Origin of the sequence: Pseudoalteromonas sp. T1lg23B, from assembly GCF_002964665.1 — a bacterium.
In the GTDB taxonomy this organism is placed as follows: Bacteria; Pseudomonadota; Gammaproteobacteria; order Enterobacterales; family Alteromonadaceae; genus Pseudoalteromonas.
In genome coordinates, this window is record NZ_PQBZ01000034.1 from 172,238 (window position 1) to 194,261 (window position 22,024).

21 protein-coding genes and 1 pseudogene are annotated in these 22,024 nt (G+C 41.9%); 13 read left to right on the plus strand and 9 right to left on the minus strand.

Going from position 1 to position 22,024, the window contains the following annotated elements; all coding sequences use genetic code 11:
- Nucleotides 1-37: 37 nt before the first annotated feature.
- Both C2M32_RS09390 and C2M32_RS09395 read right to left on the minus strand, forming a co-directional pair.
- Nucleotides 38-3,211 (minus strand): efflux RND transporter permease subunit, encoded by a 3,174-nt coding sequence (locus C2M32_RS09390; protein WP_105168186.1) that lies wholly within the window; start codon nucleotides 3,209-3,211, stop codon nucleotides 38-40.
- Nucleotides 3,212-3,214: 3 nt separating this feature from the next.
- Nucleotides 3,215-4,390 carry an efflux RND transporter periplasmic adaptor subunit gene (locus tag C2M32_RS09395; protein WP_105168187.1) on the minus strand — a complete coding sequence of 392 codons (1,176 nt, stop codon included), beginning with the start codon at nucleotides 4,388-4,390 and terminating at the stop codon, nucleotides 3,215-3,217.
- Between the two features lie 290 nt (nucleotides 4,391-4,680).
- Here C2M32_RS09395 and C2M32_RS09400 point away from each other — a divergent pair, with 290 nt between their 5' ends.
- A complete protein-coding gene (locus C2M32_RS09400) occupies nucleotides 4,681-5,283 on the plus strand; it encodes a TetR/AcrR family transcriptional regulator (protein ID WP_105168188.1) in 603 nt (200 codons plus the stop codon).
- Here the strand turns inward: C2M32_RS09400 and C2M32_RS09405 are convergent.
- The 6 genes from C2M32_RS09405 to C2M32_RS09430 all read right to left on the minus strand — a co-directional run bounded on the left by C2M32_RS09405 (nucleotide 5,267) and on the right by C2M32_RS09430 (nucleotide 9,722).
- Nucleotides 5,267-7,111 carry an ABC transporter ATP-binding protein gene (locus C2M32_RS09405; protein ID WP_105168189.1) on the minus strand — a complete coding sequence of 615 codons (1,845 nt, stop codon included), beginning with the start codon at nucleotides 7,109-7,111 and terminating at the stop codon, nucleotides 5,267-5,269. The two genes, C2M32_RS09400 and C2M32_RS09405, sit on opposite strands and share 17 nt — an antisense overlap.
- 151 nt (nucleotides 7,112-7,262) lie before the next feature.
- Nucleotides 7,263-7,709 carry a ferric iron uptake transcriptional regulator gene (gene fur / locus C2M32_RS09410; RefSeq protein ID WP_105168190.1) on the minus strand — a complete coding sequence of 149 codons (447 nt, stop codon included), beginning with the start codon at nucleotides 7,707-7,709 and terminating at the stop codon, nucleotides 7,263-7,265.
- Nucleotides 7,710-7,818: 109 nt separating this feature from the next.
- On the minus strand, nucleotides 7,819-8,346 hold the full coding sequence (fldA, locus tag C2M32_RS09415; RefSeq protein ID WP_105168191.1) for a flavodoxin FldA: 528 nt from the start codon (nucleotides 8,344-8,346) through the stop codon (nucleotides 7,819-7,821).
- 14 nt (nucleotides 8,347-8,360) lie between these two features.
- A complete protein-coding gene (gene ybfE, locus C2M32_RS09420) occupies nucleotides 8,361-8,639 on the minus strand; it encodes a LexA regulated protein (protein WP_070985549.1) in 279 nt (92 codons plus the stop codon).
- Between the two features lie 2 nt (nucleotides 8,640-8,641).
- Entirely contained in the window at nucleotides 8,642-8,863 is a 222-nt protein-coding gene (locus tag C2M32_RS09425) for a DUF2788 domain-containing protein (RefSeq protein ID WP_070985548.1), read from the minus strand.
- Between the two features lie 82 nt (nucleotides 8,864-8,945).
- On the minus strand, nucleotides 8,946-9,722 hold the full coding sequence (locus C2M32_RS09430) for an alpha/beta fold hydrolase (protein WP_105168192.1): 777 nt from the start codon (nucleotides 9,720-9,722) through the stop codon (nucleotides 8,946-8,948).
- Between the two features lie 127 nt (nucleotides 9,723-9,849).
- Between C2M32_RS09430 and seqA the strand changes: the two genes are divergently transcribed.
- The 12 genes from seqA to C2M32_RS09490 all read left to right on the plus strand — a co-directional run bounded on the left by seqA (nucleotide 9,850) and on the right by C2M32_RS09490 (nucleotide 21,426).
- Nucleotides 9,850-10,398, plus strand: coding sequence for a replication initiation negative regulator SeqA (gene seqA, locus C2M32_RS09435; protein WP_105168193.1), 549 nt, complete (start codon nucleotides 9,850-9,852; stop codon nucleotides 10,396-10,398).
- Nucleotides 10,399-10,407: 9 nt separating this feature from the next.
- A complete protein-coding gene (pgm, locus tag C2M32_RS09440; protein WP_105168194.1) occupies nucleotides 10,408-12,045 on the plus strand; it encodes a phosphoglucomutase (alpha-D-glucose-1,6-bisphosphate-dependent) in 1,638 nt (545 codons plus the stop codon).
- 96 nt (nucleotides 12,046-12,141) lie between these two features.
- Nucleotides 12,142-13,176 (plus strand): succinylglutamate desuccinylase, encoded by a 1,035-nt coding sequence (astE, locus tag C2M32_RS09445; protein WP_105168195.1) that lies wholly within the window; start codon nucleotides 12,142-12,144, stop codon nucleotides 13,174-13,176.
- Nucleotides 13,177-13,463: 287 nt separating this feature from the next.
- Nucleotides 13,464-14,681: a thiamine pyrophosphate-dependent dehydrogenase E1 component subunit alpha gene (locus tag C2M32_RS09450; RefSeq protein WP_105168196.1), complete on the plus strand. Its 1,218-nt coding sequence runs from the start codon at nucleotides 13,464-13,466 to the stop codon at nucleotides 14,679-14,681.
- Complete coding sequence (locus tag C2M32_RS09455; protein WP_105168197.1) at nucleotides 14,681-15,658, plus strand: alpha-ketoacid dehydrogenase subunit beta; 978 nt, start codon at nucleotides 14,681-14,683, stop codon at nucleotides 15,656-15,658. The genes C2M32_RS09450 and C2M32_RS09455 overlap by 1 nt, the downstream gene beginning before the upstream one ends.
- A 9-nt stretch (nucleotides 15,659-15,667) precedes the next feature.
- The gene (locus tag C2M32_RS09460) at nucleotides 15,668-17,218 is read left to right on the plus strand and encodes a dihydrolipoyllysine-residue acetyltransferase (RefSeq protein ID WP_105168198.1); all 1,551 of its coding nucleotides are present in this window, start codon (nucleotides 15,668-15,670) and stop codon (nucleotides 17,216-17,218) included.
- Between the two features lie 419 nt (nucleotides 17,219-17,637).
- Nucleotides 17,638-17,928 carry a hypothetical protein gene (locus C2M32_RS09465; RefSeq protein ID WP_158678189.1) on the plus strand — a complete coding sequence of 97 codons (291 nt, stop codon included), beginning with the start codon at nucleotides 17,638-17,640 and terminating at the stop codon, nucleotides 17,926-17,928.
- A gap of 113 nt (nucleotides 17,929-18,041) precedes the next feature.
- On the plus strand, nucleotides 18,042-18,545 hold the full coding sequence (locus tag C2M32_RS09470) for a hypothetical protein (RefSeq protein ID WP_158678190.1): 504 nt from the start codon (nucleotides 18,042-18,044) through the stop codon (nucleotides 18,543-18,545).
- A gap of 113 nt (nucleotides 18,546-18,658) precedes the next feature.
- Nucleotides 18,659-19,231 (plus strand): hypothetical protein, encoded by a 573-nt coding sequence (locus tag C2M32_RS09475; RefSeq protein ID WP_158678191.1) that lies wholly within the window; start codon nucleotides 18,659-18,661, stop codon nucleotides 19,229-19,231.
- A gap of 119 nt (nucleotides 19,232-19,350) precedes the next feature.
- Nucleotides 19,351-20,208 (plus strand): rhombotarget lipoprotein, encoded by an 858-nt coding sequence (rhlP, locus tag C2M32_RS09480; protein ID WP_105168202.1) that lies wholly within the window; start codon nucleotides 19,351-19,353, stop codon nucleotides 20,206-20,208.
- A 59-nt stretch (nucleotides 20,209-20,267) separates the two neighbouring features.
- The gene (locus tag C2M32_RS09485; RefSeq protein WP_105168203.1) at nucleotides 20,268-20,525 is read left to right on the plus strand and encodes a hypothetical protein; all 258 of its coding nucleotides are present in this window, start codon (nucleotides 20,268-20,270) and stop codon (nucleotides 20,523-20,525) included.
- 277 nt (nucleotides 20,526-20,802) lie between these two features.
- Nucleotides 20,803-21,426 carry a hypothetical protein gene (locus C2M32_RS09490; RefSeq protein WP_105168204.1) on the plus strand — a complete coding sequence of 208 codons (624 nt, stop codon included), beginning with the start codon at nucleotides 20,803-20,805 and terminating at the stop codon, nucleotides 21,424-21,426.
- Nucleotides 21,427-21,452: 26 nt separating this feature from the next.
- Here the strand turns inward: C2M32_RS09490 and C2M32_RS09495 are convergent.
- Nucleotides 21,453-21,809, minus strand: a pseudogene (locus tag C2M32_RS09495) (IS3 family transposase); the annotation flags it as partial.
- Nucleotides 21,810-22,024: the final 215 nt, after the last annotated feature.

A 22,024-nucleotide genomic window follows, 5' to 3' on the forward strand; every position in this document is an offset into this window, starting at 1 on the left:
CCGCCTTGTTGATCTTATAACTGATACCTTTTAGATGCTACACCAACCCTTCTTTGGTATCTACATGTTCTTTTTTATGCTGCTCTGCGATTTCAGCAGCCAATTCCTGTCGAGAGCGTTTTTCTGTTAACTGGCGATTGGTAAGCCAGAAAAAGAATAGAGGCACGAAGAAAACGGCGAGGAATGTGGCGGCCATCATACCACCCATTACACCCGTACCAACACTATGTCGCGCACCAGCACCTGCACCTGAACTTAGCACCAAAGGTACTACCCCCAGAATGAATGCTAACGAGGTCATAATGATGGGTCTGAACCTTAATCGAGCTGCTTCCAACGCAGCGGCGCTCGCGCTCCAGCCTTGCTGGTGTTTCATCAGTGCGTATTCAACGATCAAGATGGCATTCTTACTGGCTAGCCCCAATAATGTGACTAGCCCTATTTGGAAGTAAACATCATTAGTTAGACCTGCAATCCAAATGGATACCAGCGCACCAAATGTACCAAAGGGCAGGGCAAGCAACACTGAGAACGGTAATGACCAACGTTCATAAAGTGCCGCTAAGATCAAAAATACCATGATCACAGCCAGCCCTAAAGCAAGCCCTGTGGTTCCGGAGCTTTGTTTTTCCTGATAGGCGGAGCCTGTCCAGTCATAACTCATATCAGGTGGTAATACGCTGCGAGCGATCCGTTCCATTTCTGCGATTGCTTGTCCAGAGCTGTATCCTGGAGCTGCTTCACCAAGCAGCTTAACCGCAGATAAATTGTTATAGCGCTCTAAGCTTTCTGGTCCACGGCTATATTCAATGTCCGTGAAAGCAGAAATAGGTACCATATCACCTTGATTATTCTTTACATAAATTCGGCCAACGTTTTCAGGTGTCATCCTAAATTCGGCTTCTGCGGACAGTAGTACCTGCCAAGCGCGGCCAAACTTGTTAAAGTCATTAACGTAATAAGTCCCCAAATTTGCAGCCAACGCATTGAATGCGCTATTAATATTGACTCCCATCGCTCTAGCTTGCTCTCGGTCCATATGAACTTTAAGCTGTGGGGCATCAGGGCGCCATAGAGTCTGCAAACTGGCAAGTACGGGGCTTTTTTGCGCCTCTGCCATCAATAACTGCATACCTTGTTTTAGCTTTTCTGGCCCACCGGCACCTTTATTTTGTAAATAAACTTCGAAACCGCCAGTGTTTCCAAGTCCGAAAATTGCGGGAGGGTTGAACGCTAATACTAAAGCTTCATTAATATGTGCGGTTTTCATGTATAGCTCGCCAACCAGCGACTTGGCTTCTATTTCTCGCTCATCCCAATGTTTTTGGGTAACAAATAAAGTCGCAGCGCTGTTTTTATAGCCATTACCAATAAAGTCAAAGCCTGTGAAAGCGACAACATTTTCATTGGCAGGGTTTGACTGAACAGCCGCAATTACCTCATCTACGACTTTGGCTGTGCGCTCCAGCGATGAACCATCTGGTAAGAAGATTGCTGAAATATAGAAGCCCTGATCTTCATCAGGAACCAAAGAGCTTGGTGTGCTTTTCCACAACGACCCCGTGATGGCAATCATGCCCGCGACTAAAATAAATCCTAGTAAGCCTCGTCTAACCATAAAGCTAACGGCGCTAACGTAGCGTCCTGTGATCTTCGTAAAGAACTCATTGAACCAAACAAAAAACCACGCGGTTTGTTTGTGTTCATGTTTTAGGATAAGTACGCAAAGCGCAGGTGTCATGGTCAGTGCCACAACGCCTGACAGACTCACAGAAATAGAAATGGTGATAGCAAATTGTCTGAATAACTCTCCGGTTAAGCCACCAAGGAAGGCAATGGGTACAAACACTGAACAAAGAACCAATACAATAGCGACAACGGGACCACTTACTTCTTGCATGGCTTGGATGGCCGCTTCTCGCGCGCTAACATGTTTCTCGTGCATAATACGTTCAACGTTTTCTAGTACGACTATCGCATCATCGACCACAATACCGATTGATAACACCATCCCAAATAGGGTTAAAGTGTTAATGGAGTAGCCCAACATATACATTCCAGCGAACGTACCCAGTAAGGATACAGGCACAGCTAGGGTCGGGATCAGTGTGGCACGCCAGTTTTGTAAAAACAGATACACAACAAGAAACACTAAAACCATCGCTTCACCTAAGGTTTTAAGTACCTCGCGGATTGAAACCTCAACAAAGCGAGTGGTGTCATACGCATTCAAGTGTGATAAACCAATTGGAAATTGGCTTTTAAGCTCATCAATAGTTTGATTAACCTGTTCTGCCACATCTAACGCATTGGCACCTGGTTGTAAAAAGATACCCAATAGCACGGCTTGTTTACCATTAATGGTGCCGGCAAAGTTGTAATCCTTAGAGCCAAGCTCAACACGCGCTATGTCTTTTAAGCGTAGGTTAGAGCCATCAGGATTGACTCGAATCAAAATGTCTTCAAATTCTTCTGCTGTTGATAAGCGTCCCTGTGCAGTAACACTGTAGACCAGCTCTTGAGCATGTTTTGACGTTGGGGTCGCACCAATTTGACCTGCTGCATACTGAGAATTTTGCTCTCTTACTGCAGCCGTAACTTCTTCAACAGTAACACTCAATTGGCTCATGATATCGGGACGAAGCCAGATGCGCATTGCGTAGTCTTTGGCACCGAAAATTTGCACATTGGTTGTGCCTGGAATGCGTTTAATTTTATCCAGCACATTCATAGTTACATAGTTAGAGGTCCATAAACTTGTACGGGAGTTATCAGGTGAATAAAAAGCATGAACTTGTAAAAAACTAGACGACCCTTTGGCAACAACGACACCTTGCCTGCGTGTTTCTTCGGGCAATCTTGCTTCTACTTGCTTGACACGATTATTGACGTTTACGGCAGCTTGGTCCACATCCGTGCCAATTTCAAATGTTACCATGATGGTGGTTACACCCGAACTGGTACTGGTTGAACTCATATACATCATGCCTTCAACACCAGTAATTGCATTCTCGATAGGGGCCGCTACCGTTTGTTCTAACACTTCAGCAGAGGCACCGGGGTAGACGGCTGTTACCTGTACAACGGGTGGCGCGATTTCAGGATACTGCGCCACAGGAAGACTCCTCATTGCGGCGAGACCAGCAAGTACGATGACAATCGATATGACGAACGCAAAAATGGGTCTGTCTATGAAAAAGCGAGAAAACATGGGTTACTTTTCTCCTTTTTGAGCCACTTGTACTGGCATACCTGGGAAGAAAATACGTGCCATACCTTCAACGATAACGGGCTGTTCTTCGCTGAGACCTTCGCGGATAACCCAATAATTGTCACCTTCTATTCTTACCCATTCTCCAACTTCTACAGGGGCAGGAAGGGCAACTAATGCACCTTGTTCATTGTTGGTTGCGATATACACAAATTTGCCCGTACCATTATCCAGCACCGCACGCTGAGGTAGCAATACAACATTGTGACGCACCGCGCCTTTGAGTCTCACACGTACAAATTGACCTGGTCTAAGTTGCGAATTGGGGTTAGCTACTTTGGCCTGTAGTTCACTGGTCCCGGTGTAACGGTTTACCCTGACATCCGAGAAATTAACTTTACCAGTTTGCGCGTAGATACTACCGTCTTGTAACACTATCTGAGCATCAAATTCGTTGTTCTCAGGTAATGTCAAGCTACCCGTTTCAACATCCTGACGCATCTTTAATTGTTCGCGTTCCGAAAAGCCAAAGCGCACACGCATGGTGTTGGTATCTGTAAGTTGTGTTAGTAACACCTCTGGGCCTGACACATAGCTGCCCTCAGATACGAGCTCTCGCCCAATGATCCCAGAAACGGGGGCTTTTACTTGAGCGTAATTTAAATTAAGTTTAGCTTCATTCAGTGCAACCTTGGCGGACTCTAAATTTGCTAACGCGATGTCGTAGCTCGATGCGGCATTATCAAAATCGCGTTTGGAAACTGAGCGCTCGTTGGTGAGTGTTTCAAAACGATCCCGCTCTCGCTTCGTCTGGGTCACGGAAGCTTCCGCGGCATGGAGTTTCGCTTGCGCTGTTTCCAGTTCAAGCTGAAAAGGTTCGAGGTCTAGCGTAAAAAGTGATTGGCCTTCAGTTACCTTTTGACCCTCTTCGAAATTCCTAGATTCAACAATACCAGACACACGCGCACGTATTTCTACTTCTTTATTACCCGCGAGAGTTGCAGGTAGCTCGATGGTAATGGGAACATTGGTTTTGGTAACAGGGAGAATGCTGACAACAGCGGGTGGCATAGCGTGAGAAGCTGGTTGTGAATTCTCTTCTTGGCATGCTGTAAGCAATAAAAGCGCACTTGCCATAAATAAGACTGATTTTACACAGCTAGTGAAGTGTGGATACATGTTTACTCCAATTCCTATAGATGCATTGTAATGCTAACGTTGTAGATAATAATGCGTACTATCTCTGAACTGGCTGTGTTGTGAGTCCACTAGACATACTCAGAGAAGCGACCTTGCTTTTGCCCACTAACTATACAATATATACCGATATAAAGATAAGTGAACGAAATTTTAGAAAGTAAACGCTAGTGTATACTTTCTTGGTTTGTAGGTAAACGATTTAGTTTACTTCTTATTTCGCCTGTTTTTTATTAAAATACGGTTAATGGTCAATACAATAAGAATATTAGATGACGCAATATTCAGCAAAACAGCAAGATATTCTCAGTGCAGCAATTAAACTATTTGCCCAGCAAGGCTTGTCAGCAACCACGATGGAGCAAGTTTGTAGTTCTGCTCAGGTTTCAAAACGAACCTTATATAAACACTTTGCTAACAAAGATGCGCTCTTTGGGGCTGTCGTTGACTTATTGATAAAACGCATTGTGCCGTTAACTTCGATTCAATTTATTCCCAACTATGACTTTGCTACACAGCTTAAACATTTGGCTACAAGCGCAGTGGCTTTGCTTGGAGATGATGACTACCTCACTTTATCACGTATCGTGATCATTGAGTCTATGCGTTCTAAGGAGCAAGCAGACAACCTGAATAAGCGTCTTATGCACTGTGAAAAGGCGATGCTGATATGGTTTGAAGACGCGGCTAAAGCTCACTGTTTAGGACAGTTCAACGCCGAGTTCGCCGCCGCTTTCTTCTGGGGAGGACTAAAAAAACTAACGTTTTGGGAGCAAGTGATCAAATGGCAAGCGCCGCTTGATGAAGCGGCGCTTGACGAGTTAGTAGAGCAGGTGTGTTTGTTATTTTGCTCGGGTGTTACTCCACGCCAATAAACCCACCGGTTTGATGGGCCCATAATTTGGCGTAGATACCGCCTTGAGCGAGTAATTCACTATGTGTTCCGTGTTCAACAATTTGCCCTTGTTCCATGACGATAAGTTTGTCCATTTGTGCAATCGTGGACAATCTATGGGCAATAGCAATAACTGTCTTACCCGCCATTAGAGTGTCAAGGCTATCTTGAATCGCGGCTTCCACTTCCGAGTCAAGCGCTGAGGTAGCCTCATCCAAAATGAGTATTGGTGCATTTTTTAGTAATACCCGAGCTATGGCAATACGCTGACGCTGGCCTCCTGAGAGCTTAACGCCTCGTTCACCCACTTGAGCATCAAACCCTTTGTTGCCTTTACTGTCTTCTAGGTCCTGAATAAACTCATAAGCTTGCGCTTGTTTAGCGGCGTTAACTAACTCCTGTTCTGTTGCATCAGGGCGTCCATACAAAATATTGTCTCGTACGCTTCGATGCAGTAAAGAGGTATCTTGAGTAACCATTGCAATATATTGACGAAGACTTTCTTGCTTGACGGTAGAAATATCTTGCCCATCAATACATATGCTGCCGCTGTCTATATCGTAAAATCGCAGTAATAAGTTAACTAAGGTTGATTTACCTGCACCAGAACGGCCAACTACACCAACTTTTTCACCCGGTTTGATTGATAAGGAGAGGTTGTCAATCACATTAGCTTGGGCATTTTTATCCAAGCGTTTGTAAGCGAAGCTGATATCTTTAAAATCGATTGAACCTGCGCTAAATTCCAGTGAACGTGCCTGTGGCGCATCTTTTATATCTATTGGCTTAGATAAGGTCGCAATACCATCAGATACCGTACCGATATTCTCAAACAACCCGCTGATCTCCCACATGATCCACTGCGACATACCGTTGAGGCGCAAAGCGAGACTCACTGTAATAGCGATAGCGCCGACCGTGATAGCACTCAGTGACCACAAATACAACGACAATGCGGAAACTGAGAATACCAATAGATAGTTAAGCGTCTGCACGCTCACATTGAGGCCCGTCGCTAGTCTCATCTGTTTATATACAGGCTGAATAAACACATTCATGCTGTCTTTAGCGTATTGTTCTTCACGTTGCGTATACGAGAAGAGTTTGACGGTAGAAATGTTTGCGTAACTATCGACAATGCGGCCAGTCATCTCAGAACGAGCATCGGCTTGAGCACTGGAAACACGTTTTAGTTTTGGAACGAAGTACATTTGTACGCCAATGTATAGAGCAAACCACGCAAGCATAGGTAGCATGAGTCTAATATCCGCTTGTGCGACTAATGCCATCATTGCACTAAAGTAGACTATGACGTAGACCAGCACATCCAAGAGCTTCATCACACTTTCGCGCACAGCAAGTGCCGTTTGCATAACTTTGGTGGCAATACGGCCTGCAAATTCATCTTGATAGAAGCTCATACTTTGTTTTAGTAAATAGCGGTGTGCCTGCCAACGTATCGACATAGGGTAGTTACCCAGTAAACTTTGATGCAAAATGGCCGAGTGAAAAAGCACAATTAGGGGCAGGGCTATCACTGTGACAAACGTCATGACCAAAAGCTCAGAGCTTTTTTGCTCAAACAATGTTTGAGGCGTGTAATTCGATAGCCAATCAACCAAGTCGCCCATAAACCCAAACAACATGACTTCGAGGATTGCTAGAATAGCTGCGCTCAATGACATGAATATAAGCGGCCACTCCATGCCCTTGGTATAGAAGCGACAAAATGCATACAGTGAATTTGGGGGTTGGCTGACAAGCGTCTCTGGAAATGGATTGGTGAAGCGCTCAAAAATCTTGTACATCTGTTCTATCCTTCGTATCTAAGATGCTCATTTTACCGCGTACTGGCTAAATATCCAGTGTTTATAAAAAGTTCTGAATAATAAATTGTCGTAGCAAGTATTTAGCTACAAAAAAACCGGCCTAAGCCGGTTATGAACAAAGTTCTTATAATCAGTTGCCGTTTTCTTCAGCGTACTTTTTACATGCATCTTTGTCTTCACATTCACCATATAAATACAGTGAGTGGTTTGTCAGTTTAATGCCATTTTGTTTAGCAATCTCATCCTGACGAGACTCAATGACATCATCTTCAAACTCAACCACTTTACCGCACTTTAAGCAAACTAGGTGGTCATGATGTGTGGTGCCGGACAGTTCAAATACAGACTTGCCACCTTCGAAATGGTGACGACTTACAATGCCTGCGTCATCAAACTGGTTTAATACGCGGTAAACCGTTGCCAGACCGATTTCTTCTCCTAAATCTAGTAGGATTTTGTAAACATCTTCAGCACTGATGTGCTGATTGTCTGGTGATTGTAAGATCTCAAGGATTTTGATCCTTGGAAGGGTTACCTTTAAACCGGCTTTTTTTAACTCTAAGTTGTGATCAGTCATTAAATCTGTCTCAATCTATTTATATGTATTTGTCTTAAGTCATTCGCACGACGCCGCTCAAACTTAAGAATAACTTGCTATGCACCTAAGTGCAAAGCTCGCATTGTTATTAGTCCTCTAGCTCTGCCAAGCACATCTCTTCATACACTTGAGCACACCAAGCTTTAACGCGTTGTTCGGTTAGCTCTGGCTGGCGGTCTTCATCAATACCTAAGCCCACAAAGTGTGAGTCATCTACTAATGCTTTAGATGCTTCGAACTGGTAGCTTTCTGTGGGCCAATGACCTACAACGATTGCACCACGCTCCGTAACGATATCATTAATCATACCCATCGCATCTAAAAAGTACTCGGCATAATCTTCTTGGTCTCCACAACCAAAAATAGCTACGAGTTTGCCTTCGAAGTCAACTTCTTCAAGTTCAGGGAAAAAGTCATCCCAGTCACATTGAGCTTCACCATAATACCATGTAGGAATGCCGAATAAGATTAGATCAAATTCTGCAATTTCTTCTTTACTACTTTTTGCAATGTCTTTGACGTCTACAAGCTTTTTACCTAGCTCTTTTTGTATCATCTTAGCAACATGTTCAGTGTTGCCAGTGTCACTGCCAAAAAATATACCTACGCTTGCCATTTAATGCTTACCTTCTATCTGTTATTCGCTAATTTCTCTTGCAAGATGGTTTCTATTAACGCGCTGCGGCTTATGTTTTGTTCATCTGCCATATCACTCAAAGCTTGGTAAAGCTCTGATGAAACTTTAAATTCTACGCGTTTTAATCCTCTTGCACGATCACGTTTAATCTGATTACGCTTGTTGACCTTTAATTGCACTTCTCTAGGAAGTGGATTGGTTTTGGGTCGGCCTGGGCGTTTTTCATTATCAAATAAGTCAATCGTGGTTCTATCTGTTTCAGATTTTGCCATGTCTAACCAACACCTGCACCTTGCCAAAATACCTGAATTAAGCCTTTGGCAATAAAACCTGAACAGCCCAGAAACAACACTAACCAAACGGTGTACCTGCCAAATTTTGGCACATCACCTTTTTTTAGAACATCCTGGATAGCCATTCCAATAAAAAAGAAGATACCCGCTAACGCGAAATACAGCCCTAAGGTTTCAAATTCATTTATAAACTGACTGACCATGTGCGCTCTACTAAAATCTCAAACGGCGCGTACTATAACATAATCATTTGAGATAAATTAAGTTCGCAACGTAAAAACAACATTATAATTGAAGAAAATCAATTATAGAGCGATTTACTGATTGCGGCTTTTCTGCGTGAAGCCAGTGACCAGCACCATGGATCACTTTTGCTTTGGCATTGCTAAAGCATTGGGTGATAGCGTCTTTATGCTCTGGCAGGATATAGTCAGAGTTGTTTCCTTTGATAAATAGAGTATCACACAAACAAGAATGAGTTGCATTTATATTTGCGGTTATTTTGCTGTAATTGTTGCATATAGCAGCTAAATTAAAGCGCCATGCCAGCTCTGACTGCTCATTTTTGGCCAAACTTTTTAATAAGAACTGCCTAACGCCGAGCTCTTCTATGTGTTGTGCCATGATTATATCCGCTTCGCTGCGGTTTTGTATTTTTGCACTCGCAACTGCGTCAGCAACAGACTTTAAACCTGCAATAATACTATCGTGTCTTGAATGATAGGCAACGGGGGCGATGTCCAAAATGGCTAAACGAACGACGCGTTGCTCAGCTTGCATCGCGACTTGCATTGCGACTTTGCCTCCCATGGAATGGCCAACCAAATGGGCTTTATCTATTTTTAGATGATCCATTAAGGCAATCACATCAGAAGCCATGGTTGGGTAATCCATCACATTATCGTGAAATGACAGGCCGTGGTTTCTTAAATCTACATTCGTCACCGTGAAGTGTTCGGCCAACGCTTTAGCAACAATATTGAGGTTATCTAAAGAGCCGAAAAGACCATGCATAAGAATAACATCGGGCCCCGAGCCTGTTTGGGTGTAGTTAAGTAACATGCGTTCTCCTAAATTTGATGCACAATTGTGCCAGCGTTAGGCAAAAATGCAAAGCCGTAGAGTAATAAGTGAAATCAGGATATAATCGCCGACAGATGCACTAAATTTCAGTAATGACAGGAAAAGCATGAAGAAAATAGAAATAGATGACGAACTTTATCAATACATCGCAAGCAATACCCAAAGTATTGGCGAAAGTGCCTCTCAAATTTTGCGTCGTTTATTAAATCTCTCTGTTGATAGCAGTGCGTCATCGGCGCCTATGTCAAGCAGCGAACCTGCCACACAACCAGAACAAAGCGAACAGCAACCAGTGGTCGAAGAACCTGCACAAACCAATGAAAATGTGTTTAATATTCTAAATAAGGAAGAACTTGCTATGCAAAAAGGCGTAGTGGGGCGATTCTTATTTATTCTGTGCGCGCTGCACCGCACTCATAAGAAAAGTTTTCATAAGGTGCTAGATATAAAAGGGCGTGACCGTATTTATTTTGCAAAAAGTAAAGAAGCGTTACTTGAAAGTGGTAGTAGTATGAACCCAAAAAATATTCTCGATAGCGAATATTGGGTGATGACCAACTCAAATACGACTCGTAAGAAAATGATGCTTCATGAAGTCGCGTTAAGCTTAGGCTACACTGAAGCGCAAGCTGAAACTATCCGAGACTACCTATAAGGACATCGTATGGCAATCCACCCAGGCGCTGGTAAACCAGCAGCGCAGTCGCAATTGGCTGATATTCCAAAACTTGTATCCGCTTATTACTTAAATGAGCCTGATTTAGAGCAGCACCCAGAACATTGTGTCGCCTTTGGCACCTCTGGACACCGAGGTTGTTCATACAATGTGAAATTTAATGAATCTCACATTTTGGCAATCACCCAAGCGATTTGTGATTATCGCAAAGCAAATGACATTTTTGGTCCGCTGTTCTTGGGCAAAGATACTCATGCGCTATCGGAAGCGGCTTTCAATTCTGCGATAGAGGTTTTGGTTGCCAATGAAGTACAAGTTATCACCCAAGAAAATGATGACTACACGCCAACACCAGTGATTAGTCATGCGATAGTTTGTCATAACAAAAATAACCCTAACGAGTTAGCTGATGGCATTGTGGTCACGCCATCACATAACCCGCCTGAAGATGGTGGTTTTAAATATAATCCGCCAAATGGTGGCCCCGCTGACACTGATGTAACAAATTGGATTGAAAACAGGGCTAACCAGTTATTGCTAGAAGACCTTGTTGAAGTGGAGTTGTTCCCATTTGCCAAGGCAAGGCGCTCAGGTTTTATCAAATATCAAGATTTGATCACCCCTTATGTTGAAGATTTGGGTAATATCATCGATATGCAAGCCATCGCAAAGGCAGGCGTGAACATTGGTGTTGATCCATTAGGTGGTTCAGGGATCAACTTTTGGCCTGTTATAGCACAGCAGTACGACTTGAACTTAACCGTGGTAAATAATCAAGTTGACCCGCGTTTTGCTTTTATGCCACTGGATAAAGATGGCAAAATTCGTATGGATTGTTCTTCCCCTTACGCAATGGCAAATTTAATCGCATTAAAAGATGATTACGATATTGGCATTGGTAATGACCCAGATTATGACCGCCATGGTATTGTTACCAAAGATGGCTTGATGAATCCAAATCACTTTTTAGCAGTCGCTATCGATTATTTGTTAAATCATAGAAATTGGCCAAGCGATGTCAAAATTGGTAAGACGTTAGTGTCTTCGGCGATGATCGATAAGGTTGTCAAAGCTAATAACCATGAAGTTTATGAAGTACCTGTGGGCTTTAAGTGGTTTGTTAAAGGTTTGAACAGACAGTGGCTGGCGTTTGGTGGCGAGGAAAGTGCAGGAGCATCATTCTTACGTATGAATGGTGATGTTTGGAATACCGACAAAGATGGTTTTATTCTTGGTTTACTTGCCGCTGAAATCTTAGCTGTGACAGGGAAAACGCCATCTGAGCGTTATCAAGAGCTTGAGCAACAGTTTGGGGCACCACTTTATAAACGCATTGATGCGCCAGCATCCGGTGAACAAAAAGATCGCTTAAAAGCATTGAGCCCTGCGGATGTAACTGCGGATGTTTTAGCGGGTGATAAAATCACTCAGATCTTAACCAATGCGCCGGGTAACAACGCAGCGATCGGTGGCTTAAAAGTTGTGACTGAAAATGGTTGGTTTGCCGCACGTCCATCTGGTACAGAAGATATTTATAAGATCTATCTTGAGTCATTTAAAGGGGAAGCGCACCTGCAACAACTGGAGCAGGAGGCTAAGGCGCTCGTTGACTCAGTTATCAGTTAAGCTTTAACTCAATAAAAGCCATGCTATTGCATGGCTTTTTTGTACCTTTTGAGCAAAGGTAATCACTCTCACATAATAACCAGAACAGGTGACCGTATGTACCTAGAAGAATTAAAACGCACAGGGGACTTTTTAACCCTGACAAGAAACAATGAATTTCATTTGCCAGCTGAGCAATTTACTTTGTCCAATGGCACACAAGTTGATGTGATAGACACGGGGGTGATCAAATTTACACCCGCTCAATATGGTCAAAAGGACATAGTGTTGTCCAGTGCGATTCATGGTAATGAAACTGCGCCGATTGAGATTTGTGATGAGCTCATCCAGAGTATTCTTAAAGGACAACTTGAACTCAAACATCGTGTGTTATTTATATTCGGTAATCCCAAGTCGATTAACATCGGCGAGCGTTTTGTAGAAGAAAACTTAAACAGGTTGTTTAACGGTACTCATGCACAAGACGGCATCGAGAATGAGGAACGTAAGCGCGCAGCAAATTTAGAACGCTATGTAACAGACTTTTTTACCTCTGTGGAAGAGGGCCGTTATCGTTGTCACTACGATTTACACACCGCCATTCGTGGCTCAAAAAATGAAAAATTTGCGGTTTATCCATTTTTACATGGCGAGCCATGGAAAAAATCGCAGCTGCAATTTTTGTTAGCCTGTGGTGTAAACACCGTGCTGATGATGCGCTCAGCAGCAACCACATTTAGTTATTTCTCTTCAAGACAATTTGGCGCAGATGCGTTTACTGTGGAATTAGGGCAAGTAAAACCCTTTGGTGGCAATGACATGAGTAGATTTGCAAAAACCAAGGCCACATTAACTGCATTAATTAGTCAATCAAATCTAGATTTTGGAAAATTTAATCCTGATGACTTTGAGCTGTTCCAAGTGCATAGAACGATCAATAGAACACAGGAAGACTTTACGTTTCCGTTTCCTGACAGTGCAGAGAACTTCACTGGTTTTGCCAAAGGCGAGTTGCTAGCAACTGACGGTGAAACTAGATATCTTGCGGAGGTTGAGGGAGAAGCGATCATTTTTCCAAATGCCAAGGTGGCACTAGGACAACGCGCTTTATTAACTGTAATTCCCATGGAAGTAGATGAAAGGTTTGTTTAATTCTTTGTTTTTAAAATAGTTATCCCTCCGTATCAAAATCTTTCCAAGCATAATTATGCAAATTATGGGTTATTCATCTAGGATTAGTTGAATAACCCTTTACGTTAACGTAAAGTGACACTAGTTTTTATTTAATCAGTTTGCATTAGCTGAACGGATTATTAATACAAAATAAAGCCAATCTATAATTAAAAAATTCATTGAGATTGGTGCCGTTCAGATTCAGCCTGTGCTCGCACATGCCGCGTAAATTGCAAATGTGTTATGACAACAAGAGAAGGTAGGTTATGACTAACCCCAATAACATATCGTTAAATATCAGCCATGAGTTGAAGTTTATTGATAGCCATGCCCTGGATATTCCAACTTTATCCATATTAGGTGATGACGGTGAAGTACTTGCTGGTGCAACGGCACCTGATATAGACAAAGAGACTGCGCAGCGCCTGTACTCTACGATGCGTTTTATTCGCCTGTTGGATGAGCGCATGCAAGCGGCACAGCGTCAGGGGCGTGTTAGTTTTTACATGCAGTGTTTAGGTGAAGAAGCGGCCATCACAGCGAGTGCTGCGGCGTTAAAGCAAGACGACATGATCATGGCTCAGTACCGTGAGCAAGCAGCAATTGCATATCGTGGCTTTACCCTTGAACAGTTCATGAACCAGTTATTCTCTAACGAAAAAGACTTAGGCAAAGGCCGTCAAATGCCCGTGCACTATGGTTCAAAAGAGTTACACTACTTAACGATATCTTCACCACTAGGCACACAAATTCCACAAGCTACTGGCTATGCGTATGGCCAAAAGCTTAAGCATATCGACAAAGAGACCGGTAAGCTGGCATCAGAAATTGATAACGTGACGATTTGTTACTTTGGTGAAGGGGCTGCATCAGAAGGTGACTTCCACGCAGGCTTAAACATGGCCGCAGTACATGAAGCCCCTGTTATTTTCTTCGCTCGTAATAATGGCTACGCCATTTCAACCCCTGCTGATGAGCAGTTTAAAGGGGATGGTATCGCATCACGTGGTGTCGGCTACGGTATGAAAACCATTCGAGTAGATGGTGCTGATGCATTGGCCGTATTTGCAGCAACCCAAGAAGCGCGCAGAATTGCCACACAACAGGGTGAACCTGTATTAATTGAGTCAATCGCGTATCGTTTGGGCGCACACTCAACGTCTGATGACCCATCGGGTTATCGCAGCAAAGAAGAAGAGGCCGCATTTAAAGCGAATTGTCCAATCGAGCGCTTTAAAAAGTGGCTATTAAAACAAGGCTGGCTGGACGAAAAAGAAGACGAAGCGCAAAAAGAAAAGATCCGTGAAGATATTTTAGCTGCGGTTAAAGTTGCGGAGAAAGTACAAAAGCCAGCGCTTGAAGAGCTTGTTTCTGATGTTTACGACACACCAATTCCTTCATTACAAAAACAGTATGAAGAATTAAAAGAGCATATTAAACAGCACCCAGATGCCTATCCAGTGACTGCAGGGAGAATTAAATAATGGCTAAAATGAACATGCTACACGCCATTAACTCGGCGCTTGATATCACCATGAATGAACACCCGCAAGCGTGTATTTTTGGTGAAGATGTGGGTTACTTTGGTGGCGTTTTTCGCGCGACATCTGGTTTACAGGAAAAATACGGTAAACATCGTGTATTTAATACACCACTGACGGAGCAGGGCATTTTGGGTTTCGCCAATGGTTTAGCAGCATTTGGTGCTCCCGCTTTAGCGGAAATCCAATTCGCTGATTATATCTTCCCAGCGTTTGACCAAATCGTGAACGAGTCAGCAAAATTCCGTTATCGCAGCGGTAACGAGTTTAATGTTGGTAACTTAACAATTCGTACCCCATACGGTGGCGGTATAGCTGGTGGTTTATATCATTCGCAATCACCCGAGGCTTACTTTGCCCATACTCCGGGATTAAAGTTAGTTGTACCACGCAACCCATATCAGGCTAAAGGCTTGTTGCGTGCATGTATAAAGGATGACAACCCAGTTATTTTCTTCGAGCCTAAACGTTTGTACCGTGCGTCGGTTGGCGAAGTGCCAGAAGAAGATTACAGCATCGAGATTGGTAAAGCTGAGGTGGTTAAAGAGGGAAGCGATGTGACCTTACTTGCGTGGGGGGCACAAATGGAGATTATCGAACAAGCAGCGAGCAAAGCCGAAGAAGCCGGTATTAGCTGTGAAGTAATCGACCTGCGTAGCATATTACCTTGGGATGTTGAAACCGTTGCTAAGTCAGTGGTTAAAACTGGTCGTCTTATCATCAGCCACGAAGCGCCTATTACAAATGGCTTCGGTGCTGAAATTGCGGCGACAATTGCGCAAGAATGTTTCTTACACTTAGAATCGCCCATTGCTCGTGTATGTGGTTTAGATACTCCTTATCCACTTGCATTAGAAAAAGAATACGTGCCAGATGCACTCAAAGTATTCGCTGCGATTAAAAAGTCTGTAGAGTTTTAAGGATTAGTCATGGCTAAAGAATTTATCTTACCAGATATTGGCGAAGGCATTGTTGAATGTGAAATTGTCGAGTGGTTAGTCGCAGTAGGTGATGAAGTAAAAGAAGATCAGCCTATTTGTGATGTAATGACCGATAAAGCATTGGTGCAGATCCCAGCGGTACACGATGGTGTGATCACCACACTTCACTACGAAAAAGGTGAAATTGCCAGAGTACATGAGCCTTTGTTTGCAATGGAAGTAGCGGGTGCTGCGCCTGCTAACGACAGCGACGTAAATGATAACGAAGCACAGCCGGCACCGACAGCTTCATCAACGCTTGAAGACTTTATTTTACCAGATATCGGCGAAGGTATTGTTGAATGTGAAATTGTCGAGTGGTTAGTTGCAGAAGGTGATGAGATCAAAGAAGACCAAGCAGTTTGTGATGTGATGACAGACAAAGCATTGGTACAGATCCCAGCAAAACACGATGGTGTAGTGGAAAAGCTTTATTATCAAAAAGGTGAAATTGCTAAGGTACATAGCCCGTTATTCCAAATGCGTTTGGCTGGTATGAATGATGAGCCTGCAGAAGCAAAAGTTGAAGTGAAAGCCGCCGCACAAACCGTTAAAGCATCACAACAAAAAAGCGCACCCAAAGCACAATTACCTGCGAATGGAAAAGCCATTGCTTCACCCGCTGTGCGTCGTATGGCTCGCGAGCAAGACATTGATATTAATCAAGTTCCAGGCTCAGGTAAAAATGGTCGAGTCTACAAAGAAGATATTACACGCTTTGCACAGGGCGGGGCTCAAACAGCCACATCATCATCGCAAACTACGACAACTACACGCACGACCCAAGCGACGGGTGGTACGCGCGTAGAGCCAATTCGTGGCATGAAGGCGGCAATGGCGAAACAAATGGTGGCATCTGTTTCAACCATTCCACACTTTACCTTTAGCGATGAGATAGATCTCACGGAGATCATCGCGTTACGTAAAGATCTTAAAGATCAATATGCGAAAGAGGGCATTAAGCTAACAATGATGCCGTTCTTTATTAAGGCGCTGTCTTTGGCTATCAAAGAGTTCCCAATTGTTAACTCTCAAGTGAATGAAGAGTGTACAGAAATCACTTATTTTGATGATCACAACATAGGTATGGCTGTTGACTCTAAACTAGGTTTGCTTGTACCAAATATTAAAGGCTGCCAAAGCAAGTCTATCGTTGAGGTTGCTCAAGAAGTAACGCGCTTAACAGATGCTGCAAGAGAAGGCCGTGTATCGCCAGATGACCTAAAAGGCGGCACCATCTCAATCTCAAATATTGGCGCAATTGGTGGTACCACTGCGACGCCTATCATCAACAAACCAGAGGTTGCTATTGTTGCACTTGGTAAACTTCAGCACTTACCGCGTTTTGATGATAACGGAAATGTGGTATCACGAGCGATTATGCAAGTGAGCTGGTCAGGCGATCACCGAGTGATCGACGGTGGCACCATAGCAAGGTTTAACAACCTATGGAAAGCCTACCTTGAGAACCCTGCAAAAATGATGATGGCAATGAGCTAACTCATTCTTAATTATTAAAAGCCCAGCCATGTTGCTGGGCTTTTTTATTGCAAGGAGCAATTTAAAAATCGATGTGCACAATGGTGTTTTATATAGGGATAAGTAAACACCGCAAAATATCCATGGCTTTACCCCGTTAATAATGGTCTGAGCAACTCTAGAAGGTGCCTACTTTTTAATGAAATATATTGATATGTAGTGTTTTTTTGAATATCACATCTAAAATGTCTTTCTCGTTTAAGTAGATTCTCGTTTTGCTCTTTGTCTGGTGTTAACTTACAGAGGACAAAAAGAGTACTAACATGCTAATATTTTGCGCAATTAAATTTGTTAACTGGTGTGATGTAGGGCTAATGGGTAGAATATTAACGCGAATTCACGCTAATACACTGTTATATGCCAAGGGAATTCTGTTCAATATGAAAGTTCAAATTACAAATATCTCTGGTCACCAAACAAGTAAAGTCCTTGCAATTACCTTTGCTATTCTAACGCTGCCATTCAGCTTTATAGCGCTATTTTTCTTTTTTATTACTCCTGAAATGGAAACTAACAATGGCAAGAAAATTCCTAATTTTCCATTTTTGTTCTTTGCTTTAGCTCCTTTGTTTTATGGTGTAATGTTTTATTTTATGCAGAGGTTATTTTGTTGGGCTTACAATATTGTTGCCAAAAAAGTTGGCGGCTTTGAATTCGAAACTTCAGAGTAAAAGGCATATAACAAGTGCCTAAACCAAAGGACGCAAAACAGCAGGCTTGCGCTCCTTCGTCGCTAATTTTAGCCTGCTATTTCGCGCCGGTTAGGCAAGCGTTATGTGACTTTATGAAATTTCCGTACAATCGTTCAGACATTACATTGATTGTTATTTCTATAGCTTTTGTTGCTGCTGGAGTTATTACGTATTCTGAAGAGGGTATTCCATGGGGAACTATCTTCTTTGGTTTTTGTTTACTAGTGAGTTTGTTTGAACCAATCCGTAGAAAGAATCAAGAAACCGATGATGTTCACAAAAATGAATTCGTTGAATTTGATAAAATCGGAATTAAGCGGGTAGTTCCAAACAGTATTGAAGAATACATTCTGTGGAAGGATATTGATGAGATAGCCATAACCACAAGTGATGAAGGTCCTTTTGTTGATGACTTACATTGGATGCTAATGAATCAAGATAAAACTAAAGGTGTTGCTATATCCAATGATGCTGAGGGATTCTCTGAATTGCTAACTGAGTTTCAAGGTTTGCAAGGCTTTAATAATGAAGCGGTAATTCAGGCAATGGGATGTGCAGATAATAACTGGTTTGTCGTGTGGAAAAACGTCACATAACAAGGCGTTTAAATAATCGGACACCGTAATGCTTGCTCGGTTCCGCTTCGCTTCACATTATAGCAAGCATTACTAAGCCGTTTAACGCGGCGTTATGCTTACAGGAGTTAATTTTGAGAATTGCAGCAATATTTGGTTTAGCTTTTTTCTTGATGTCATGTTCGACGTTAAATGTTTCAGGGAAGATGGACTTTAAAAATGAGACATATACATCTCCAAATAATGAATTTATTGTAAATTTACCCTCGTTGGTTCATCCAAATGCCAAAGACACAGTTTACCCCAATCAATTATTCGTCGATTTTTTCATTGGTTCAGGTTACTGGACTCCTCAAGGGTTATACACTATTGAATGGGTTAAACTGCCAAAAGAAATGACAACTGAGCAATTTCAAAAAGTTCTTCCGAACATTGTAAATGAACACTCTCAAAAAAGATTTAGCTCTACTGGCCAGTTTAATGTCATAGAGCAAAGAAATTTTCCTGATTCTACTTCTCACAAATTCTTAGCTAAGGGAACCTACCAAAACGTAGCTAGCACGTGGATATGTACCATTAAACTATATAAAAATAGAATTGCGTTTATTTCAAAAGTGTTGCCGTTGGATACCCCGAAGCCAGTTACTAAGTTGGATGAAAATACAGATGGTTATAACCAATGGGTGGAATCTTTCAGAGTGTTGTGAGCATAACAAACGCCTCAACAAAGGACGCAAAAAGCTTGGCTTGCGTCACTTCGTTCCTAATTTTAGCCAAGCCTTTTTCGCCTGTTAGGCGGGCGTTAGCACTACCAAGAGGACTGTCGATGAAATCAAGAGTATTTGTCATAATGTTAGGTGTAATCTTACTAACATCTTGCAGCGCAATCATTAGTAATAATACAGGAAAAAAAACACAATCTAGTAGTTTGATGGATTTCCTTTATCCAAACAAAGAAAGCCGTACGGAGCATGAACCGGAAATTCCTGTATTAAGATTGCCTGTGAAAGTTGGGTTAGCTTTTGTTCCATCTAAAAATTGGCAAAGAGATGGAATTCACGGCAAGGATCAAGTTGAACTCCTTGAAAAAGTCAAAAAATCATTTCTCAAATATGATTACATTGATCGTATTGAAATCATACCAAGTACCTACTTAAATGGTGGTGAAGGTTTTTCTACTTTGGAGCAAGTAGGAAGGCTTTATGATGTCGACGTAATGGCTTTAGTTTCCTATGACCAAGTAACACAATCACTTGAAAATAATGCTGCTTTACTCTATTGGACAATAGTCGGGATGTATATTATTCCTGGTAATGAAAACTCTATACAAACCTTTGTTGATACGGCTGTTTTTGATATAAAAAGTAAAAAGATGCTTTTTAGAGCTCCGGGTGTTAATAAACTTGAAAAAAGAACTACTGCTGTTGGAATTGACGATACGCTAGCTGAAAAGTCTCTTGAAGGTTTTGGTTTAGCTGTTACAGATATGACGGCTAATTTGGATGCAGAACTGGCTCGCTTTAAAGTGAGAGTAAAAGAAGAAAAAATTGCAAAGGTTGAGCATCGTGAAGGTTATAGTGGTGGCGGTTCAATAAATTATTATTTGCTTGTTTTGGTGTTCGTAGTGCTAACAAGAAAATCAACAAGGACAAAAAACAGTTGGCTTTTGCTCCTTCGTCGCTAATTTTAGCCTACAATTTTTTGCCTGTTATTTGGGCGTTTGGTTCTCAGTGGAGTTAGTCTATGGGGTTCAAAGTAAATCATTACGCAGCTAAGACTATCAGTAAAACATTCACAATGGATTGGGAAACTGCAATTATCGAGCTAATTATAGGAGCAGTTTCTGTCGTAATTGGTATAGCTGGTTACAAAGCTAATATGTTACTTATTGCATTACCAGCATTACTGATTGCTTGTATTTGCTTAATCGGTGTTCTTTACAATTTATATTATTGGGTTCAATCAATAAAAGAGACAAGAAAGTTAAATCACAAAAAGTGAGTGATGGTGATAAGAGAACATAACAAAGTCGTAAACGCGGACAAATAACAGTTGGCTTTGTTCGTAGTAGTAAAAAGGACAGTCACTCAAATTCTGTGTCTCGGGCCATGTTGTTAGGCAACAGTCCTCTCAGAATTCATCTTGGGATTTAGGTAGTATGGGCGAGCTTTTCTATGGTTTCCAAAACATGCATTTGGCTCAGTACAAATGGTTAACAAAGCAATAAAACGATAACATTAAAAGGGAAAGGTGGGCATGTTTTTGCCCACCAAAAACTATGACAAGTTATACCACAATTTATTCGCCAGCGATGACAAGTGCGCTAGATATCCATTTAGAATTATTGCACACCAGTGTGATCAGTACTGTATTGTTATCGGCATTAGTATTTCTCTTTTATAAGCATAAGGAGTATCAAAAGAACCTTAAGTTTTACCACTCAGTTTTATGTGTTGGTAGTGTTCTTGCAATCGTCGCGTACCAGTTAATGACTTACAGTACAAAGTATGAAGAAAAAAAAGCCAATTATGTAAATTATGAACATATCAATAATGTTCATAAGGTAAAAACGTTTGAAGCGAACCTTATTTCTACAGAAATTTTGAGAGAAACTTGGCTAGGGCACATTTCAAATAGAGGAGAAGATTACTTGTGGACAATCCTAAAGCTTAATACCAGTAAAGGTGAGTTTCATATTAATACACAAGCAGGAAGGATTTACTCTCTAGCTAGTGACATGCCACTGTGTTTCAAAGGAAATTTTATTGAGCTTATTACGCCTTATGAAGGCTATGATATTAAAATGAGATATTACCATTCATATTCCGCCTATCACAGAACAGATAAATCTAAGACTGTGTGTTTAGTAGACTTTAAAGTGAAAGTGAAAGATAAAGCTTAAGGTAAACTTGAATCGATCAGTCTTTACTAGACAGATCTTTGCTTGAATTCTTCTAACTTTTCATAAGCCAGTGGAGGCATATTATTCGCCTCACCATGCTTGCGTCTAGAGTTATAAAACATTTCGATATAATCGAATATGTCAGATCTTGCATGTTCACGTGTTACGTATATTTTTCTCTTCACCCGCTCTCGTTTCAGTAGCTGGAAGAAGCTCTCTGCAACCGCATTATCGTGGCAGTTTCCTCGACGGCTCATACTAGCTTTTAGATTGTGCTCTGTTAAGAAGTCACTCCACTCATAACCTGTAAATTGACTACCTTGATCTGAGTGTATAAGCACCTGTTTCTTTGGCTTTCGTCGCCATACGGCAGCTAGAAGTGCTTTACTTATTACTTATTACTTAAAAAGGACAGTCACTCAAATTTGAACCTTTGAGTTGCTAGCCTACATTTTTAGCTTTTCAAAATCATTGCAAATTCTAAGTTCAAGGAGTGAACGGTGGGATTAGCAAACGATGCGACGAACCTGTTTGTCTAATACTCTTTATTATATTGGTTAAGCGCTAAAATGATGATGCCACGTAATTATCATGGCAC

Bases quoted from the DNA above. Each gene is read 5' to 3' on its own strand.
- C2M32_RS09390 (WP_105168186.1), bottom strand. From the start codon at position 3,211: ATGTTTTCTCGCTTTTTCATAGACAGACCCATTTTTGCGTTCGTCATA.
- C2M32_RS09395 (WP_105168187.1), bottom strand. From the start codon at position 4,390: ATGTATCCACACTTCACTAGCTGTGTAAAATCAGTCTTATTTATGGCA.
- C2M32_RS09400 (WP_105168188.1), top strand. From the start codon at position 4,681: ATGACGCAATATTCAGCAAAACAGCAAGATATTCTCAGTGCAGCAATT.
- C2M32_RS09405 (WP_105168189.1), bottom strand. From the start codon at position 7,111: ATGTACAAGATTTTTGAGCGCTTCACCAATCCATTTCCAGAGACGCTT.
- fur (WP_105168190.1), bottom strand. From the start codon at position 7,709: ATGACTGATCACAACTTAGAGTTAAAAAAAGCCGGTTTAAAGGTAACC.
- fldA (WP_105168191.1), bottom strand. From the start codon at position 8,346: ATGGCAAGCGTAGGTATATTTTTTGGCAGTGACACTGGCAACACTGAA.
- ybfE (WP_070985549.1), bottom strand. From the start codon at position 8,639: ATGGCAAAATCTGAAACAGATAGAACCACGATTGACTTATTTGATAAT.
- C2M32_RS09425 (WP_070985548.1), bottom strand. From the start codon at position 8,863: ATGGTCAGTCAGTTTATAAATGAATTTGAAACCTTAGGGCTGTATTTC.
- C2M32_RS09430 (WP_105168192.1), bottom strand. From the start codon at position 9,722: ATGTTACTTAACTACACCCAAACAGGCTCGGGGCCCGATGTTATTCTT.
- seqA (WP_105168193.1), top strand. From the start codon at position 9,850: ATGAAGAAAATAGAAATAGATGACGAACTTTATCAATACATCGCAAGC.
- pgm (WP_105168194.1), top strand. From the start codon at position 10,408: ATGGCAATCCACCCAGGCGCTGGTAAACCAGCAGCGCAGTCGCAATTG.
- astE (WP_105168195.1), top strand. From the start codon at position 12,142: ATGTACCTAGAAGAATTAAAACGCACAGGGGACTTTTTAACCCTGACA.
- C2M32_RS09450 (WP_105168196.1), top strand. From the start codon at position 13,464: ATGACTAACCCCAATAACATATCGTTAAATATCAGCCATGAGTTGAAG.
- C2M32_RS09455 (WP_105168197.1), top strand. From the start codon at position 14,681: ATGGCTAAAATGAACATGCTACACGCCATTAACTCGGCGCTTGATATC.
- C2M32_RS09460 (WP_105168198.1), top strand. From the start codon at position 15,668: ATGGCTAAAGAATTTATCTTACCAGATATTGGCGAAGGCATTGTTGAA.
- C2M32_RS09465 (WP_158678189.1), top strand. From the start codon at position 17,638: ATGAAAGTTCAAATTACAAATATCTCTGGTCACCAAACAAGTAAAGTC.
- C2M32_RS09470 (WP_158678190.1), top strand. From the start codon at position 18,042: ATGAAATTTCCGTACAATCGTTCAGACATTACATTGATTGTTATTTCT.
- rhlP (WP_105168202.1), top strand. From the start codon at position 19,351: ATGAAATCAAGAGTATTTGTCATAATGTTAGGTGTAATCTTACTAACA.
- C2M32_RS09485 (WP_105168203.1), top strand. From the start codon at position 20,268: ATGGGGTTCAAAGTAAATCATTACGCAGCTAAGACTATCAGTAAAACA.
- C2M32_RS09490 (WP_105168204.1), top strand. From the start codon at position 20,803: ATGACAAGTTATACCACAATTTATTCGCCAGCGATGACAAGTGCGCTA.